Source organism: Rhizobium atlanticum, from assembly GCF_030182485.1.
Classification (GTDB): Bacteria; Pseudomonadota; Alphaproteobacteria; order Rhizobiales; family Rhizobiaceae; genus Rhizobium.
Window position 1 is genome coordinate 68,897 of sequence record NZ_JAQJCJ010000014.1, and the last position, 14,698, is coordinate 83,594.

A 14,698-nucleotide genomic window follows, 5' to 3' on the forward strand; every position below is an offset into this window, starting at 1 on the left:
AAAAATCAGGGGGCTGAGTTACTAAGACAAGCGGTGAGTTTCCCCTCATAGTCGAATATCTCTCGTTTTCGCTCTGGGGATCTGCGGGGGCCTCAAAGCAGGAATGCACCCCCGCTTCTCTTCGAGGGTGCATCCGCTCCACCGCAGTGGAACCCCGAGCGATCGAAACCTTGATCGGGCAGGGGCAGGGAACTGTCGCAGCGGCTCAAATTGGCTTAAGGGCACACAGCCCTCTGATGCCGTGGTTTTTTAGAAACGCAGCTTGAATTCGGAAACATCGGGAGCCGGCGGCTGCTCAACCATGCCGGCGGCAACCGGCCGGGCATCGCCGCCAATGACGGCTGCAGTCGTTGCGTTCATGTCGATGCCTGGCGCGGGCGAGATCGAAGGTTCGGCGGCAGCCAAGGCTTCCGGCGTTGCCTTGCTGACGAAGACGACGGGCGAACCGCCCATCCAGGCTTCGGTGCGGAAGATCTTCGTTTCGCCGCCGACGTCGCGAACTTCGCTCGCCTGGAGAACGCCGGGTTTCAGTTCCGGCACCGTATAGTCCTTGCGGCTTTGCTCGGCCTGTAGCGGCGGGCAAGCAGTGCAGCGTTCAGTGACGATGCTGCCTTCGGCACGCCCTGCCGTTTTGCCGATCACCTCGATCGAGGAGGCCATCGCCGAGCCTGCCATCAGCAGGACTGCCGCACCGAGGAAAATCTGACGCATCAACGCACCTCCGTCTCACTACGACAGCGGTATAGCGCAGCTTCGTTTCCATCCCGTCAGGGGAAAGGATAGAAATTTAAGGAACGCCACGATTTATGCGTCGTTCGAGGCTTTTTCGCGCTCGATCGCGCGCCAGCCGATGTCGCGCCGGCAGAAGCCGTTTTCCCACCGAACCCTATCCAGCAGGGCATAGGCGCGGCCCTTCGCCTCGGCAACCGTGCCGCCCGATGCCGTGACGTTCAGCACGCGGCCGCCGGTTGCGACCAGCACGCCGTCCTTCATGCCCGTGCCGGCATGAAACACCTTCTCGCCCTCGCCTGCCTCGGGCAGCGACTGGATCGGTGTGTTTTTCTCATAGGCGCCGGGATAGCCCTTCGAGGCCATGACCACCGCCAGCGCCGGATCGTCGCTCCATTCGGCGCTCACCTGATCGAGCGTACCATTGGCGGTGGCAAGCAGCAGCGGCAGCAGATCGCTCTTCAGCCGCATCATCAGCACCTGACATTCCGGATCGCCGAAGCGGACATTGTATTCGATGAGCTCCGGCCCCTTCTTCGTGATCATCAGTCCGGCGAAAAACACGCCGGAGAAGGGATGACCGCTCTCGGCCATGCCGCGAATCGTCGGCTCGATGATCTCCTTCATGGTGCGCTCGACCATCTCGGCCGTCATCACAGGCGCCGGCGAATAGGCGCCCATGCCGCCGGTATTGACGCCGGTATCGCCCTCGCCCACCCGCTTGTGATCCTGGGCGGTCGCCAGCGGCAGCGCATGTTTTCCATCGCAGAGACAGAAGAAGCTCGCTTCCTCGCCATCGAGATAGGCTTCGACGACAACTTCGGCGCCAGCGGCGCCAAAAGCGCCCTCGAAGCAGTCGTCGACGGCATCGAGCGCTTCGTCGAGCGTCATCGCAACAGTCACGCCCTTGCCGGCGGCCAGCCCGTCGGCCTTGACGACGATCGGAGCGCCCTGGGCGCGAATATAGGCTTTGGCTTTCGGCGCGTTGTTGAAGCGCTGGTAAGCGCCGGTGGGGATGCCGTAGCGGGCGCAGATATCCTTGGTGAAGCCCTTGGAGCCCTCGAGCTGGGCGGCACCGGCGGAGGGCCCGAAGACTGCCAGACCGTCAGCGCGCAGCCGGTCTGAGAGGCCGGCGACGAGCGGCGCCTCGGGTCCGACGACGACGAAATCGATCGCCCTGTCCTTGCAGAAAGAGGCGACCGCTTCGTGATCCTCGACATTCAAGGGCGCGAGGACGGCGTGTTCGCCAATGCCGGGATTGCCGGGGGCGGCGTAGAATTCGCTCATCAACGGCGATTGCGCCAGCTTCCAGGCGAGCGCGTGCTCGCGTCCGCCCGATCCGATCAACAGAACCTTCATGCGCGATCCCTTTCCTGTTCCGTCAGGCGGTTAAGGGCCGAGGGCCGAAAGGTCAAGCGGGAAAGCTTACCAGCCCCCGCCTCCGCCGCCGCCTCCACCGCCGCCGGAGGAGCCGCCGCCGGAAAAACCGGAGGATGAACTCGATGGCGGCGGCGAGGGTATCGTCGACGCGATGGTGGAGGCCATCGACGAGGAGAAGCCGCCAACGCGATCGGAGAAGCTGCCGCTGTTGAAATCGCCGGAATACCAGGAGGGCACATAGGCTGCGGCCGCGCCGGCGGCAGCCGCCGCAAGCCAGGTCTCGAAGGCGCGCGACCAGGGCTTTTCGACGCCGAGCGCCACCGCATAGGGCAGCAGCGTCTCGAAATGCTGCGGCGACATTTGTGGGGCGCCGGCCATATTCATGCGATCCTTCTCGGCCAGCGTCAGATATTGCCGCAGGCCGTCAATGCCGTCCATCATCCTGGCGCCGAGTGGGGTCGGCGCGCCCATGATGAAGAAATAGAGGACATTGAGCAGCAAGATGCCGCCGACGGCAAAGAGCATCGGCGTCTCGTGCAATTCCACCAGCGACGAGGCAAGCGTCAGGACGATAATGGAAATAATGCCGATGCCGACAAAAACGCCGACCGCTGCGGCGACGACGGCCATGACCTTGGCGAACAGCGATCTGCCCTGGTGCAGCGACTTGACCAAACCGGCGATGAAGACGGCAATAAAGACGGAGATGCCAATCGGGATCAGCATCAGCGCGATCGTATCCGGCTCCAGCGATCCGAAGACGAACAACGCCACCAGGGCGGCGGCGCTCAGCGCAACGCCGCCGGTGGTGTAGCCGATGTTGGAATTATAATATTTGCCGCGATGCTCCCTCTCGATCGCCGAACGGAAGGACTGGCCGATCGTTTTCACCCGCTCACCATTCGCCTCGTCGATCGTCAGCGTCCGGCCTTCGCCGCCGGCGGCCTTCAGCAGCTCTGTCTCGCCGGCCTGGAATTTCTCCCTGCCGAGCGGCTTGCCGGTGCCGCGGATGATGATCGAATCCTTGAGGTCGTCGAGCTTGACATAGCCGCGCACCGCAAGATTGAGCGCGGTTGCGGCAAGCGCCGTCCAGCCGCCGCCGGAGAAGCCCTTATTGTCGATATAGTTGACCAGCGCCGGCGAGATGCCGTCCGGCGCATCCCAGCGCGGCACGACGACGCCTCGGGCGGGATCGCGGCCGACCTTCAGCCAGGATCTGAGGTAGTAGGCAAAAACGAGGATCAGGCCGCCGAAGCCGATGAAATAATTGCGGTTGTCCTTCAGCCACCAGGTGCTTTCCATGTCCGCGCCCGGCGGATCGATCGAGCCCTTCGGCATGCGGATCGCAAAGGTCAGGCCTTCTTTGGGGCCAAGAGGCGCGGTGGTGGAAAAGACGATGCCGGCGCCGCTTTCGCTGGCGCGGGCATCCTTTCCCCTGGCGCCCTGCGGGCCGGTAAAGAAGGTCGTCTCGGTCGCGCTGACATCAGGCGGCAGGTTCACGGTTGCGGTGACTGACCGGATCGGAAAGATCCAGCCATTGCCGGTGACGTTCCAGTAGAGTTCGTCGTGATCGTCGAAGTAGCGGATCTGTCGGTTGGTCCGGTAGGTGAAGACGTAGCGATGACGGCCCGGCGTCACCGTCACCTCGGCGGAGCCGGCATAAATGCGGATACCGCCGGATATCGATTCCGTGTGCCAGGGCTCGTTCGCGCCATCGCGCGTGACCGAGACCATGTCGAAATCGACGCTGCGGCGACGGCCGCCGGCGTCGGTGAAATAGAGCGGGAAATCCCGGAAGATGCCGTGGTTGATCCGGTTACCCTCGGCATTGACGATGATGGTTTCCGTCACCGTCATCACGCCGCTCTTTTCGAGCGCGATCTCGGAGGCGAAACTGTCGATCACCTCGGCTGCAAAGGCCGCCGGGGCGGCGACCATCAGGAGCAGCGCCAAGCAAAATCCGAAAAACCGACGCCCCATCCCTGTCTCCCCGCCGGCTGCCCCGGCTGCGCCTTGCTTCAATCCTTATCCCGATAGGTCACGCCAAGCGCGGCAAGCGCCCGCCAATAGGCGGGGAAGGTCTTGCCGACGCAATCGGGGTCGAGAATGGTGATGCCGTCGATCTTGAGGCCCGCAAGTGCGAAGCTCATCGCGATGCGGTGGTCGGCAAAGGTGTCGATCTCGGCCGGCAACGTCTGACCGGCGAGAGCAGGATCGGAGTGGACGATCAGATCGTCCCCCTCCTCGACGGCCAGACCTTCGCGGATATTGTTGAGCCCGGTGGACAGGGCGCGGATGCGGTCGCATTCCTTGACGCGCAGATTGGCGATGCCGACGAAGCGGACCGGCGTCTCGTTGAAGGCGGCCAGCACGGCGATGGTCGGAACGGCGTCCTGCATCTGCGAGCCGTCGATTTCAGCCGGCAGATGCGGAAATTTGGCGATCGTCTCGTAGGCCTTGGCATCCGGCTGGGTGAAGGCATCGTTCGGCACGCCAAGATCGATCTTGCCATCGCTCAGCACTTCGGCCGCCCAGAGATAGGTCGCGGCGGATGCATCCGGCTCGATGACGAAATCGGCGGCGCGATAGCCGGTCGGCTCTACGCGCCAGGTGACGGGGCTGGTCTTTTCGACATCGGCGCCGAAGGCCTTCATCGCCGCGGTGGTGAGATCGATATATCCGAGCGCGCCGATATCCTCCCCGACGAGTTCGATGTCCACGGGCCGGTCGCCGCCGGCCGCCATCATCAGCAGCGCCGAAACATATTGGCTGGACAGCCCACCATCGATCAGGATTCGATCGGCCTCAAAGCGGCCGGTGCCTCTGACGGTGATCGGCGGGCAGCCGGTCTCAGCTGTGACGTCGATGCCTAGCGTGCGCATCGCTTGAACTAGCGGGCCAATCGGGCGCTTGCGCATGTGCTCATCGCCGTCGACGATGACGGTGCCGTCGACCAGAGCCGCAGCCGCCGTCAGGAAGCGTGTGGCCGTGCCAGCATTGCCGAGGAAGAGCGGCGCCTTCGGCGGCATGAGCCTGCCGCTACCGGTGACGACGAAGGTCGTGTCGTCGGGCTCGTCGATCACAACGCCCATGGCGCGCAGCGCATCGGCCATATAGCGGGTATCGTCGCTCTTCAGCGCACCGGTCAGCCGGCTCGTGCCCTTGGCAAGACCGGCGAGCAGCAGGGCGCGATTGGTGATCGACTTCGAACCCGGTGGCATCGCGCGGCCCGAAAGCGGCCGGCCCGGCGGGATGATCGTGAGTTTGGCTTTGCGTGTCATGCTATGTCTTCCGTCCATGAGCGAGGCTAAATCGCGTCGCCGTCTGCACTTGCTCTTAACCGCTTTCTCGCAAAGGCAAAATGGCGGATCGTCAGAATTTGACGCTGGGGACGGCGCGATCGGCCTCGTTGGTGATTTCGAAATACTCGCGCTTGGTAAAACCGAACTGGCCGGCAACAAGATTGGAGGGGAAGCTTTCGACCTTGACGTTCAGGTCGCGGGCCGCGCCGTTGTAATAACGCCGCGCCATCTGCAGCTCACCTTCCATGGTTTCAAGCGACGCCTGCAGCTCGGCGAAATTCTGGTTGGCCTTGAGATCGGGATAGGCTTCGGCGAGCGCGATCACCCGGCCGAGCGCCTGGCCGAGCAGCCCTTCCGCCTGCGCCCTGCCGGCGACATCGCCCGATGGCACGGCCTGCGCCTTGTTGCGCAGCGCAACCACCTCCTCGAGCGTCGACTTTTCATGGGCGGCATAACCCTTGACTGTCTCGATCAGGTTCGGAATCAGATCGGCGCGGCGCTTCAACTGCACATCGATGCCCGACCAGGCTTCCTCCGCCATCTGCCGAGAGCGAACTAGGCCGTTGTAGATGAAGACGACATAGAGTGCGACCAGAACGATGACGCCAAGCGCAATATACATCGCGAATCCCCTGCAACGAAGTAATGTTTGTACAAAGACTACGCAGGATACCCGGCTGTCGTCAAACGCCGATATGCGTGAGAATTCGAGCCGCCGTCTGCTCGGGCGAAAGGTCCGTCGTATCAATTTCAACTGTGCGTTCAGCCAGTCCGCGCAACAGTTTGTAGTTTGCCCGGAGCTGTTGCAGCCTCGCCGTATCGGTCAGCTTGAGCGCCTCGGATCGGCCGGGAGAGATGAGGCGCCTGGCATTCTCCTCCGGCGCGCAATCGAGGAGAATCGCGACCAGATCCGCGCCTCTGGCGGCAGCCAGATCGCGATACCAGGAGAACATCGCACTATCATGCTCGTCATCGGCAAGAGCATCGGTAAAGACGAAACTTTCAGCCGGATCAGCGCGCACGGCATGGTCGAAAAAAGCTCGCCGAATCTGCTCACGCAGAGATAGATGCAGAGGGTTGCTGCGGGCGAAAAGCGCTTCGGCTGGATTAAGCAGCATGTGATTGTCGATGAGCCGCGCGCCGAGCCTTCTCGCCAGCAAGCGACCGATGGTCAGCTTCCCGGTGCCTGGCCAGCCGTTGATATGGACGATACGGCCGGCAGGCTTTTGCGTCATGCCGCCTCTTTCGACAGGTTGACGCCGCCGGCGTCGGTCAGCAGGAAGGCTTCGCCGCAGGCCTTGGCGAGCGTGCGCACCCGCAGGATGTAGCTCTGGCGCTCAGTGACCGAGATGACGCCGCGTGCGTCGAGCAAGTTGAAGACGTGGCTGGCCTTGATGCACTGGTCATAGGCCGGGAAGACGCATTTGTGCAGGCGCTGATTGTCGCTTTGGCCCGGCGCGCCGGCATCGAGCAGCGCCCGGCATTCCTTCTCGGCATCGACGAAATGGCGATGCAGCATTTCGGTATTGGCGAATTCGAAATTGTGACGCGAATATTCCTGCTCGGCCTGCAGGAAGACGTCGCCATAGCTGATCTTCTCGTCGCCTTCGCGGCCGTTGAAATTGAGGTCGTAGACATTGTCGACGCCCTGGACATACATGGCGAGGCGCTCGAGACCGTAGGTCAGTTCGCCCGCGACCGGCGCGCATTCGATGCCGCAGACCTGCTGGAAATAGGTGAATTGCGAGACTTCCATGCCGTCGCACCAGCATTCCCAGCCGAGGCCCCAGGCGCCGAGCGTCGGGCTTTCCCAATCGTCCTCGACGAAACGGATGTCGTGCAGCAGCGGATCGAGGCCGATCGCCGCGAGCGAACCGAGATAGAGCTCCTGCAGATTGGGCGGATTCGGCTTCAGGATGACCTGATACTGGTAATAATGCTGCAGCCGGTTCGGGTTTTCGCCATAGCGGCCATCCGACGGGCGCCGGGAGGGCTGGACGTAAGCCGCTTTCCACGGCTTGGGGCCGAGGGCGCGCAAGGTCGTTGCCGGGTGGAAGGTGCCGGCGCCGACCTCCATGTCGTAGGGCTGCAGCACCGCGCAACCCTTGTCCGCCCAGTAGCTATGCAGGGTCAGGATCAGCGCCTGAAAGGAGCGCTTCGGGTTCATATGGTCTGGGAGAGCTGACATGGGATGGCACCGCTGGCTTGGGAATTATCGGCGCGACAGGTGCCATGGAGGGCGGCAGGGGTCAAGGGTTTTGCAGCGGTCGGGGTCGAACGTCGATGTGGAAGCGGAACCTAACTGCGCCTACCCTCAATCCAGCGATGGCGGGCTAGGCACCCCCTCTGTCCTGCCGGACATCTCCCCCCCACAAGGGTGGAGATTGGCAAGAGGCTTGACCATCGCTCCCTCTCTAACGGCTGCGACAATCACAATGCCCAGTTGCTTGGGGAAGCCGTCACGCCCAGCCGATCTCCCTCCTTGTGGGGGAGATGTCCGGCAGGACAGAGGGGGGTGCCCAGCCCACCTACGTTTGCGCGGCGGACCCGCAGCCGGATGAGGCAAATCCAAGGCTGTATCTATTCCTCATCCCGCTTCAGCCGATATTCCCCGGTCACGGGGTCCTTGACCAGCGTGCCGATCGCGCCGGTCTGGCGTTCCTTTTCGGCGCGGCGCGATTTTTCGGCGAGCTTGCGGGCATCGGAGACGAAGCGGCGGTAGAGCCACCAGGCTGAGAACACCAGGACCAGGATCGTGATAAGCTGTGCCATGCCCCTCTCTTGCTCCTCTCAAAGCCCGAAGCGGCTCCACAATGCTCTCTCTTCCGCCGCTTCGACAAGTCCTGTTGCGAGACCCGCCCCCGCGCCTTCGAGTGTAACAGGCGATACGCCGGGAATGCGGCGGCCGAAGAGGCCGCGGCCGGCGGTGACGAGTTCCAGCCGGGTCTTCTGGCCGTAGCGCCGCTTCAATTCCTGGCGCATGTCGCCGAGGCCATCGATGAGGCCAAGCTCGAGGCCGCGGGTGCCGCTCCAGAACAAGCCGGAAAACACCGTCGCATCATCTGTCAGCTTGCCGGCGCGGCGCTCGCGCACCATTGCGATGAAGACCTGGTGGATTTCGAGCTGCAGGCTCTTGAGGTACTCGATATCCTTTTCCTTTTCCGGCTGGAACGGATCGAGGATCACCTTGTTTTCGCCGGCCGTATAGACGCGGCGCTCGACGCCGATCTTCTTCAGGAGTTCGGGAAAGCCGAAACCGCCGGAGACGACGCCGATCGACCCGACGATCGAGGTGGCGTCGGCGATGATCTCGTCGCCGGCAAGCGCGATCATGTAACCGCCGGAAGCGGCGACATCCTCGACGAAGACCAGCACCTTCTTCTGCTTTTCGCGGGCGAGCTCGCGGATGCGGGTGAAGATCAGTCGGGACTGGACCGGCGAGCCGCCCGGCGAATTGATTGTTATGGCAACGGCCGGCGCCTCCTTCATGGCGAAGGCCTTTTCCAGGACGGGGGCGACATTGGCGAGATTGAGGGTGGGGCGGAACTGACCGCCGCCGCTGATGATCGCGCCCTGCAGCCTGACGACGGGGATGGTGAGGCCCTCCTTGCGGAACCGTTTCGGCAGCAGCTTTCTCAAGAATCCGGCCATTTCCCATCCTTCGCTTCGGGTCGTACGATCGTCATTTCGCAATCGCATCCATGTATGCGCTGGAACGACAAACGCAATGGCCGCGTTCCTGAAAAACACCGGATTGATTTTCTTGTTGCGAATGACTTGCATTATCATTCTAATCGGTCATAGTGCACCGACGATAAACAGGTGGAAATGGCATGGACGCCCTCAATCCCAATGCAAATAGCGGCTGGCGGCACGAACGCGGCGAGGCGTCGCTGTCGGATGTCTACCGAACCGTCGGAACCGGACGTCACAGCTCGGTGTGGCGACGGGCGGCAGCCTTTGCCGGGCCGGGCTACATGGTCGCAGTCGGCTACATGGACCCGGGCAACTGGGCGACCTCGCTCGCCGGCGGTTCGAAATTCGGCTATGCACTGCTCACCGTCGCACTGCTTTCCAACCTGATGGCAATCGTGCTGCAATCACTCTGCGCGCGGCTGGCGATCGCCTCCGGCCGCGACCTCGCGCAGGCCTGCCGCGACGCCTTTCCCAAATGGGTTTCGGTGCCGCTCTGGGCCTTTGCGGAAATCGCCATCATCGCTACCGACATTGCCGAGGTGATCGGCACGGCAATCGGTCTCAATCTGCTGTTCGGCATTCCGCTTGAGCTCGGCGTTCTGATTACCGCGCTCGACGTCTTTCTGATCCTCTTCCTGCAGAGGCTCGGCTTCCGCTGGGTGGAAGCCTTCATCATCGCCTTGCTTGGGGTAATCGCGCTCTGCTTCGGCGTGCAGATCTTCCTTGCCGATCCGCAATGGGGCGCCGTCATCACCGGCTTCTTCCCGACGACCGAGATCGTCACCAACCCGGAAATGCTCTATCTGGCGCTCGGCATCCTCGGTGCGACCGTCATGCCGCACAATCTCTATCTGCACTCCGGCATCGTGCAGACGCGGGCCTATGGTCACACGATCCCCGAGAAGAAGGAGGCGCTGAACTATGCGACGATCGACTCCACCGTCGCGCTCTGTTTCGCGCTGTTGATCAATGCCTCGATCCTGATCCTTGCAGCCGCCGCCTTCAATGCCAATGGCAAGACCGATGTCGTCGAGCTCGGCAACGCCTATGCGCTGCTGTCGCCGCTGCTTGGCCTCGCCATCGCCCCGACGCTCTTCGGCATCGCGCTTCTCTGCTGCGGCCTCAACTCGACGGTGACGGCGACGCTTGCCGGCCAGATCGTCATGGAAGGCTTCCTCAAGATCCGGCTGAAACCCTGGGTGCGCCGGCTGATCACCCGCGCTATCGCCATCGTGCCGGCGGCGGTCGTCACCATCTGGTACGGCAACCAGGGCACGGCTGAACTGCTGATCCTCACGCAGGTCGTGCTCAGCCTGCAGCTTTCCTTCGCCGTCTTCCCGCTGGTGATGTTCACCGCCAGCCGGGCCAAGATGGGCGAACTCGTGGCGCCGCGCTGGCTGAGCGGCATCGCCTATGTGATTGCGGTCGTGATCGCTGGGCTGAACGTCAAGCTGCTCTTCGACTTCGTCACCGGCTAGCGTTTGACGATCGAAGCCTGGAATAGGCCGCCCGGCCATTGTTGAAATCGTCGACCAGAGGGGAGAATTTGTGGCTTCCCTCTTCGTGCATGACGAGGGCCGCGCGCAGCGACAGCCGCGCCCGTGAGCCCTTGATGGCGGTCACCAGGATGCGGACGGCATTTTCCCCGGGGCGCGGATGGATGGCCGTCACCTCGATGCCCCCGAAGCGGCGGCCGCAGGCATCGATGATCTCGGCGATCGACTGGGGTCTGGCGATCAGCGACAATTGCCCGCCCGGGATCATGATGGCGCCGGCCGTGCGGATCCAGCTTTCGAACAGGCCGTCGGTCATCGCATGGGCTTCGGCCTTCAGCGCATCGGGCGTGCGCCGGTCGCCGGCATCGTTGAAGGGCGGGTTCATGATCACGTGATGGAAGCTTTCATCGGCAAGGCCCGCATCGTTGCGCGCCTTGGCGGTCAGCGTTACATCGGCCTCGACGACACTGAGGCGGGCGGCGAGATGGGCGTTTTCCGGCAACAGGATGCTGCGGCGGGCATAATCGGCCATCTCGGCAGAGCGTTCGAAGAGCACGACTTGCGCCTTAGGAAGGCGCGAGGCGACGGCAAGGCCGGCGGCACCGGCGCCGGCGCCGAGATCGGCCACCCTGACCGCGCGATCGTCGGCGACGAGGGCGGCCAGCAGCATCGCATCCATGCCGGCGCGATGACCCCTGCCCTTCGGCTGCACCAGATGAAAGGCGCCGCGATGGAAGGCATCGATGGTTTCAGCCGGTCCGCCGGTCATCGTCCGCTCACGTCCTGTCGCGCAGCTCGCCGCCGAGGCCGGCATCGATCAGAATGCGGCGGGCCCGGTCGGCCATGTCCTCATCCACCAGCAGGCGGCGCGGCAGCATGCCGAGCGAGCCTTCCAGCACGCTCATGCCCTGATCGGCGATGAAGCAGTGAATTCCGGCATCCTTCATCAGGCTCTCGGCGAAGGAGAGCAGAACGGGATCGTTAGCGCGGATAAGTTCATGCATTTGCCGTCTTTTTCCTTCCAATTTCGGCTAACGCGACAATTCACCCCTTGCCGCGTCCATCGCCCCTTTCTATTGTCAGATGCAATGAGTGAACAGGAGTCCGGGTCGTTGGGCGTGGTCATACCGCTTGAAGAAAGCAAAAACAAACTGGCATCCATCAAGCCGTTGGTCGATCTCACCCGGGCTGACATGGAGCGGGTGAACCAGCTCATTCTGTCCAAGGCCGGCTCCGACGTGCAGATGATCCCCGAAGTGGCGAACCATCTGATCTCATCAGGCGGCAAGCGGCTGCGGCCGATGCTGACGCTGGCGGCCGCCTCGCTGTTCGACTATCGCGGCGAAAACCACATCAAGCTCGCCACCTCGGTCGAATTCATGCATACAGCGACGCTGCTGCATGACGACGTCGTCGACGAAAGCGACCTGCGTCGCGGCAAATCGACGGCGCGGATGATCTGGGGCAACCAGGCAAGCGTACTAGTCGGCGACTTCCTGCTCGGCCAGGCCTTCCGCATGATGGTCGATGTCGGCTCGCTCGATGCGCTCGACGTCCTGTCGTCCGCGGCCTGCGTGATTGCCGAAGGTGAAGTGCTGCAGCTTTCCGTCGCCAAGAACATGGAGACGACGGAGGACGATTATCTCTCCGTCATCCGCGCCAAGACGGCGGCTCTCTTTGCGGCTGCCGCCGAAGTCGGGCCGATCGTTGCCGATGCCGGCCGCTCTGGCCGCAATGCGCTGAAATCCTACGGGATGAACCTCGGCCTCGCCTTTCAGCTCGTCGACGACGCGCTCGACTATGGCGGCAAGGCCGCCGATCTCGGCAAGAATGTCGGTGACGATTTCCGCGAAGGCAAGATCACGCTGCCCGTCATCCTCGCCTATCGCCGCGGCACGACGGAAGAGCGCGCCTTCTGGCGCGATGCGATCGAGGCCGGCAACAGCAGCGACGCCAACCTGGAAAAAGCGCTCGGGCTGATCACCAAATACGGCACGCTGAGCGACACGATCGGCCGGGCGGTCCATTATGGCACGATCGCGCGGGACGCGCTGGCGCCGCTACCCGATACGGTATGGAAATCCGCTCTGATGGAAGTGATCGACTTCTGCATCGAGCGCGTCAATTGATCGAACGCCGCGATCGAGGCTGATTTTCTTGCAGCGCCGCTCCAAAAAAGCCATCCTGTTATGACTCAGTGATGACGACTGATTTGCGACCGGCAGCGGCCGGACGCTCTCGAAGAAAGGTTTTCTAATGCGGCAGAGAATTGCCATCCGTCTTCTTACGAGCGCAGCGCTGGCGGCTGTCCTTTCGCTTGGCGGCGTTGCCGGCGTGAGTGCCGAAGATGCGGCCAAGGCGGGCGATGCCGGCAAAGCCGAGAGCTTCTTCGATGCCGATAACGTCACCACGTTCTCAGGCGCCTTCCTCGCCGCGCGCACAGCCGATGTCGATCACGATTACGAGACCGCGATCGCGCTCTACAAGAAGGCGCTGCAGATCGAGCCCGGCAATCCCGAGATCCGTCAGCGGCTGATGATCTCGCTGCTGCTCAACGGCGACATCAAGGAAGGCGTCAAATACGCCAATGATCTGAAGAGCGATCCTTCGGTCGAGCGTATCACCACGATCGTGCGCGCCATGGATGCCGTGCGCCGCGACGACTACAAGACAGCCGAGTCGATCCTGAAATATAAGGGTCCGAACGATCTCGACCGGATGATGAACGACCTGCTGCTCGCCTGGGCCCGCGTCGGCGCCGGCCGCGGCAAGGAAGCGCTCGCCATGGTCGAGAAGATGAAGGGGCCGGACTGGTTCCGCATCTTTCAGAACTACAATGCCGGCGCGATCGCCGTCGTTACCGGCGATGTGAAGTCGGCCCGCCAGCATCTCAACGACGCCGTGCTCGACAAGGAAGGCGGGGCGACGGCGCCCGACACCTTCATGCGCGCGGTGATGGCGCTTGCCCGCCTGGAGGCGGCGCAGGGCAACAAGCAGAAGGCGCTCGATGCGGTTTCCGTCGGCGATAACCTGCTGCCGAACTACGCGCCGCTGAATGCGCTGCGCGACAGCATCGAGAAGGGCGAGAAGCAGGAGCAGCAGGTCAAGACGGCCGAAGAAGGCGCCGCCGGCGTGCTCTTCTCCGTCGGCGGTGCTCTGAACCGCGATGGCGCCGAGGATATCGTCTCTCTCTACCTGCAGACCGCGAAGGCGCTCGATCCCAACAGCGCCGATACACTGGTGCTGCTCGGCGGCATCGCCGAAAAGCAGAACCAGATGGACCGCGCCATCTCCCTCTATAAGAAGGTGCCGGAAGATTCGCCGATGCGGCGCATCTCCGAGCTTCAACTCGGCCTCGCCCTTGCCCAGGGCGGCAAGGTCGACGAGGCGCGCAAGCACCTGCAGGCGCTGATCGCCTCCGATCCGAAGGATATCCGCAGCTACCTCGCCTATGGCAGCGTGCTCTCCGACGCCAAGGACTACGAGGCGATGGCCGCCAATTACGACAAGGCGGTCGAAGTGATCGGCCCAATCCCCGGCCGCGCCAACTGGAGCGTCTTCTTCCAGCGCGGCATTGCCTATGAGCGGCTGAAGAAGTGGGACCAGGCCGAACCGAATTTCCGAAAAGCCCTGGAGCTCAACCCCGACCAGCCGCAGGTGCTGAACTATCTCGGCTATTCCTGGATCGACATGAACCGGAATCTCGACGAAGGCCTCGCCATGATCAAGAAGGCTGTCGATCTTCGCCCTGACGACGGCTACATCATCGATTCGCTCGGCTGGGCCTATTTCCGCCTTAACCGCTTCGACGACGCCGTCGACGAGCTGGAGCGGGCTGCGCAGATCAAGGCCGGCGACGCGACGATCAACGACCATCTCGGCGATGCCTACTGGCGGGTCGGGCGCAAGCTCGAAGCAGTCTACCAGTGGAACCGGGCGCTCGCCTCCGAGCCTGAAGCGGCCGAAATTCCGAAGATCAAGGAAAAGATCGCAAACGGCCTGCCCGCTAGCGACGATGCCAAGGCGGCCGACAAGAAGCAGCCGGATCCGGCGCCGGTCACGCCGCCGCCGGTCGACAAGAAGTCCTGACGGGCG

Annotated in this window: 14 protein-coding genes; 3 read left to right on the forward strand and 11 right to left on the reverse strand. The window is 63.0% G+C overall.

The genetic code is table 11. The annotated features are described in order from the left end of the window. Positions 1–249: 249 nt before the first annotated feature. The 9 genes from PH551_RS20670 to PH551_RS20710 all read right to left on the reverse strand — a co-directional run bounded on the left by PH551_RS20670 (position 250) and on the right by PH551_RS20710 (position 9,062). Complete coding sequence (locus PH551_RS20670; RefSeq protein WP_285194720.1) at positions 250–711, reverse strand: plant virulence effector HPE1-like domain-containing protein; 462 nt, start codon at positions 709–711, stop codon at positions 250–252. 93 nt (positions 712–804) lie between these two features. After that, positions 805–2,088 carry a phosphoribosylamine--glycine ligase gene (purD, locus tag PH551_RS20675; protein ID WP_285194721.1) on the reverse strand — a complete coding sequence of 428 codons (1,284 nt, stop codon included), beginning with the start codon at positions 2,086–2,088 and terminating at the stop codon, positions 805–807. 66 nt (positions 2,089–2,154) lie between these two features. Beyond that, complete coding sequence (locus PH551_RS20680) at positions 2,155–4,089, reverse strand: DUF2207 domain-containing protein (RefSeq protein ID WP_285194722.1); 1,935 nt, start codon at positions 4,087–4,089, stop codon at positions 2,155–2,157. A gap of 38 nt (positions 4,090–4,127) precedes the next feature. Next, positions 4,128–5,390, reverse strand: coding sequence for a 3-phosphoshikimate 1-carboxyvinyltransferase (gene aroA / locus PH551_RS20685; protein ID WP_285194723.1), 1,263 nt, complete (start codon positions 5,388–5,390; stop codon positions 4,128–4,130). Between the two features lie 91 nt (positions 5,391–5,481). Next, on the reverse strand, positions 5,482–6,033 hold the full coding sequence (locus tag PH551_RS20690) for a LemA family protein (RefSeq protein WP_285194724.1): 552 nt from the start codon (positions 6,031–6,033) through the stop codon (positions 5,482–5,484). A 61-nt stretch (positions 6,034–6,094) separates the two neighbouring features. Further along, the gene (locus PH551_RS20695) at positions 6,095–6,646 is read right to left on the reverse strand and encodes an AAA family ATPase (RefSeq protein ID WP_285194725.1); all 552 of its coding nucleotides are present in this window, start codon (positions 6,644–6,646) and stop codon (positions 6,095–6,097) included. Beyond that, entirely contained in the window at positions 6,643–7,599 is a 957-nt protein-coding gene (locus tag PH551_RS20700; protein ID WP_064694016.1) for a glycine--tRNA ligase subunit alpha, read from the reverse strand. Before PH551_RS20700 ends, PH551_RS20695 begins: the two co-directional genes overlap by 4 nt. 392 nt (positions 7,600–7,991) lie before the next feature. Next, positions 7,992–8,183, reverse strand: a complete 192-nt coding sequence (locus tag PH551_RS20705; RefSeq protein WP_003584596.1) for a hypothetical protein — start codon at positions 8,181–8,183, stop codon at positions 7,992–7,994. Positions 8,184–8,201: 18 nt separating this feature from the next. Continuing rightward, positions 8,202–9,062, reverse strand: coding sequence for a S49 family peptidase (locus PH551_RS20710; protein ID WP_221138976.1), 861 nt, complete (start codon positions 9,060–9,062; stop codon positions 8,202–8,204). Between the two features lie 182 nt (positions 9,063–9,244). Between PH551_RS20710 and PH551_RS20715 the strand changes: the two genes are divergently transcribed. Further along, positions 9,245–10,585 carry an Nramp family divalent metal transporter gene (locus PH551_RS20715; RefSeq protein WP_285194728.1) on the forward strand — a complete coding sequence of 447 codons (1,341 nt, stop codon included), beginning with the start codon at positions 9,245–9,247 and terminating at the stop codon, positions 10,583–10,585. Here PH551_RS20715 and PH551_RS20720 read toward each other — a convergent pair. Next, positions 10,575–11,372: a tRNA1(Val) (adenine(37)-N6)-methyltransferase gene (locus PH551_RS20720; protein WP_285194729.1), complete on the reverse strand. Its 798-nt coding sequence runs from the start codon at positions 11,370–11,372 to the stop codon at positions 10,575–10,577. The two genes, PH551_RS20715 and PH551_RS20720, sit on opposite strands and share 11 nt — an antisense overlap. 7 nt (positions 11,373–11,379) lie before the next feature. Further along, positions 11,380–11,607 carry a putative signal transducing protein gene (locus tag PH551_RS20725; RefSeq protein WP_085777151.1) on the reverse strand — a complete coding sequence of 76 codons (228 nt, stop codon included), beginning with the start codon at positions 11,605–11,607 and terminating at the stop codon, positions 11,380–11,382. Positions 11,608–11,715: 108 nt separating this feature from the next. Between PH551_RS20725 and PH551_RS20730 the strand changes: the two genes are divergently transcribed. Together PH551_RS20730 and PH551_RS20735 are read left to right on the forward strand one after the other, a co-directional pair. Beyond that, the gene (locus PH551_RS20730) at positions 11,716–12,732 is read left to right on the forward strand and encodes a polyprenyl synthetase family protein (RefSeq protein ID WP_285194730.1); all 1,017 of its coding nucleotides are present in this window, start codon (positions 11,716–11,718) and stop codon (positions 12,730–12,732) included. A 127-nt stretch (positions 12,733–12,859) separates the two neighbouring features. Then, a complete protein-coding gene (locus PH551_RS20735) occupies positions 12,860–14,692 on the forward strand; it encodes a tetratricopeptide repeat protein (RefSeq protein WP_285194731.1) in 1,833 nt (610 codons plus the stop codon). Positions 14,693–14,698: the final 6 nt, after the last annotated feature.

Bases quoted from the DNA above. Each gene is read 5' to 3' on its own strand.
- PH551_RS20670 (WP_285194720.1), bottom strand. From the start codon at position 711: ATGCGTCAGATTTTCCTCGGTGCGGCAGTCCTGCTGATGGCAGGCTCG.
- purD (WP_285194721.1), bottom strand. From the start codon at position 2,088: ATGAAGGTTCTGTTGATCGGATCGGGCGGACGCGAGCACGCGCTCGCC.
- PH551_RS20680 (WP_285194722.1), bottom strand. From the start codon at position 4,089: ATGGGGCGTCGGTTTTTCGGATTTTGCTTGGCGCTGCTCCTGATGGTC.
- aroA (WP_285194723.1), bottom strand. From the start codon at position 5,390: ATGACACGCAAAGCCAAACTCACGATCATCCCGCCGGGCCGGCCGCTT.
- PH551_RS20690 (WP_285194724.1), bottom strand. From the start codon at position 6,033: ATGTATATTGCGCTTGGCGTCATCGTTCTGGTCGCACTCTATGTCGTC.
- PH551_RS20695 (WP_285194725.1), bottom strand. From the start codon at position 6,646: ATGACGCAAAAGCCTGCCGGCCGTATCGTCCATATCAACGGCTGGCCA.
- PH551_RS20700 (WP_064694016.1), bottom strand. From the start codon at position 7,599: ATGTCAGCTCTCCCAGACCATATGAACCCGAAGCGCTCCTTTCAGGCG.
- PH551_RS20705 (WP_003584596.1), bottom strand. From the start codon at position 8,183: ATGGCACAGCTTATCACGATCCTGGTCCTGGTGTTCTCAGCCTGGTGG.
- PH551_RS20710 (WP_221138976.1), bottom strand. From the start codon at position 9,062: ATGGCCGGATTCTTGAGAAAGCTGCTGCCGAAACGGTTCCGCAAGGAG.
- PH551_RS20715 (WP_285194728.1), top strand. From the start codon at position 9,245: ATGGACGCCCTCAATCCCAATGCAAATAGCGGCTGGCGGCACGAACGC.
- PH551_RS20720 (WP_285194729.1), bottom strand. From the start codon at position 11,372: ATGACCGGCGGACCGGCTGAAACCATCGATGCCTTCCATCGCGGCGCC.
- PH551_RS20725 (WP_085777151.1), bottom strand. From the start codon at position 11,607: ATGCATGAACTTATCCGCGCTAACGATCCCGTTCTGCTCTCCTTCGCC.
- PH551_RS20735 (WP_285194731.1), top strand. From the start codon at position 12,860: ATGCGGCAGAGAATTGCCATCCGTCTTCTTACGAGCGCAGCGCTGGCG.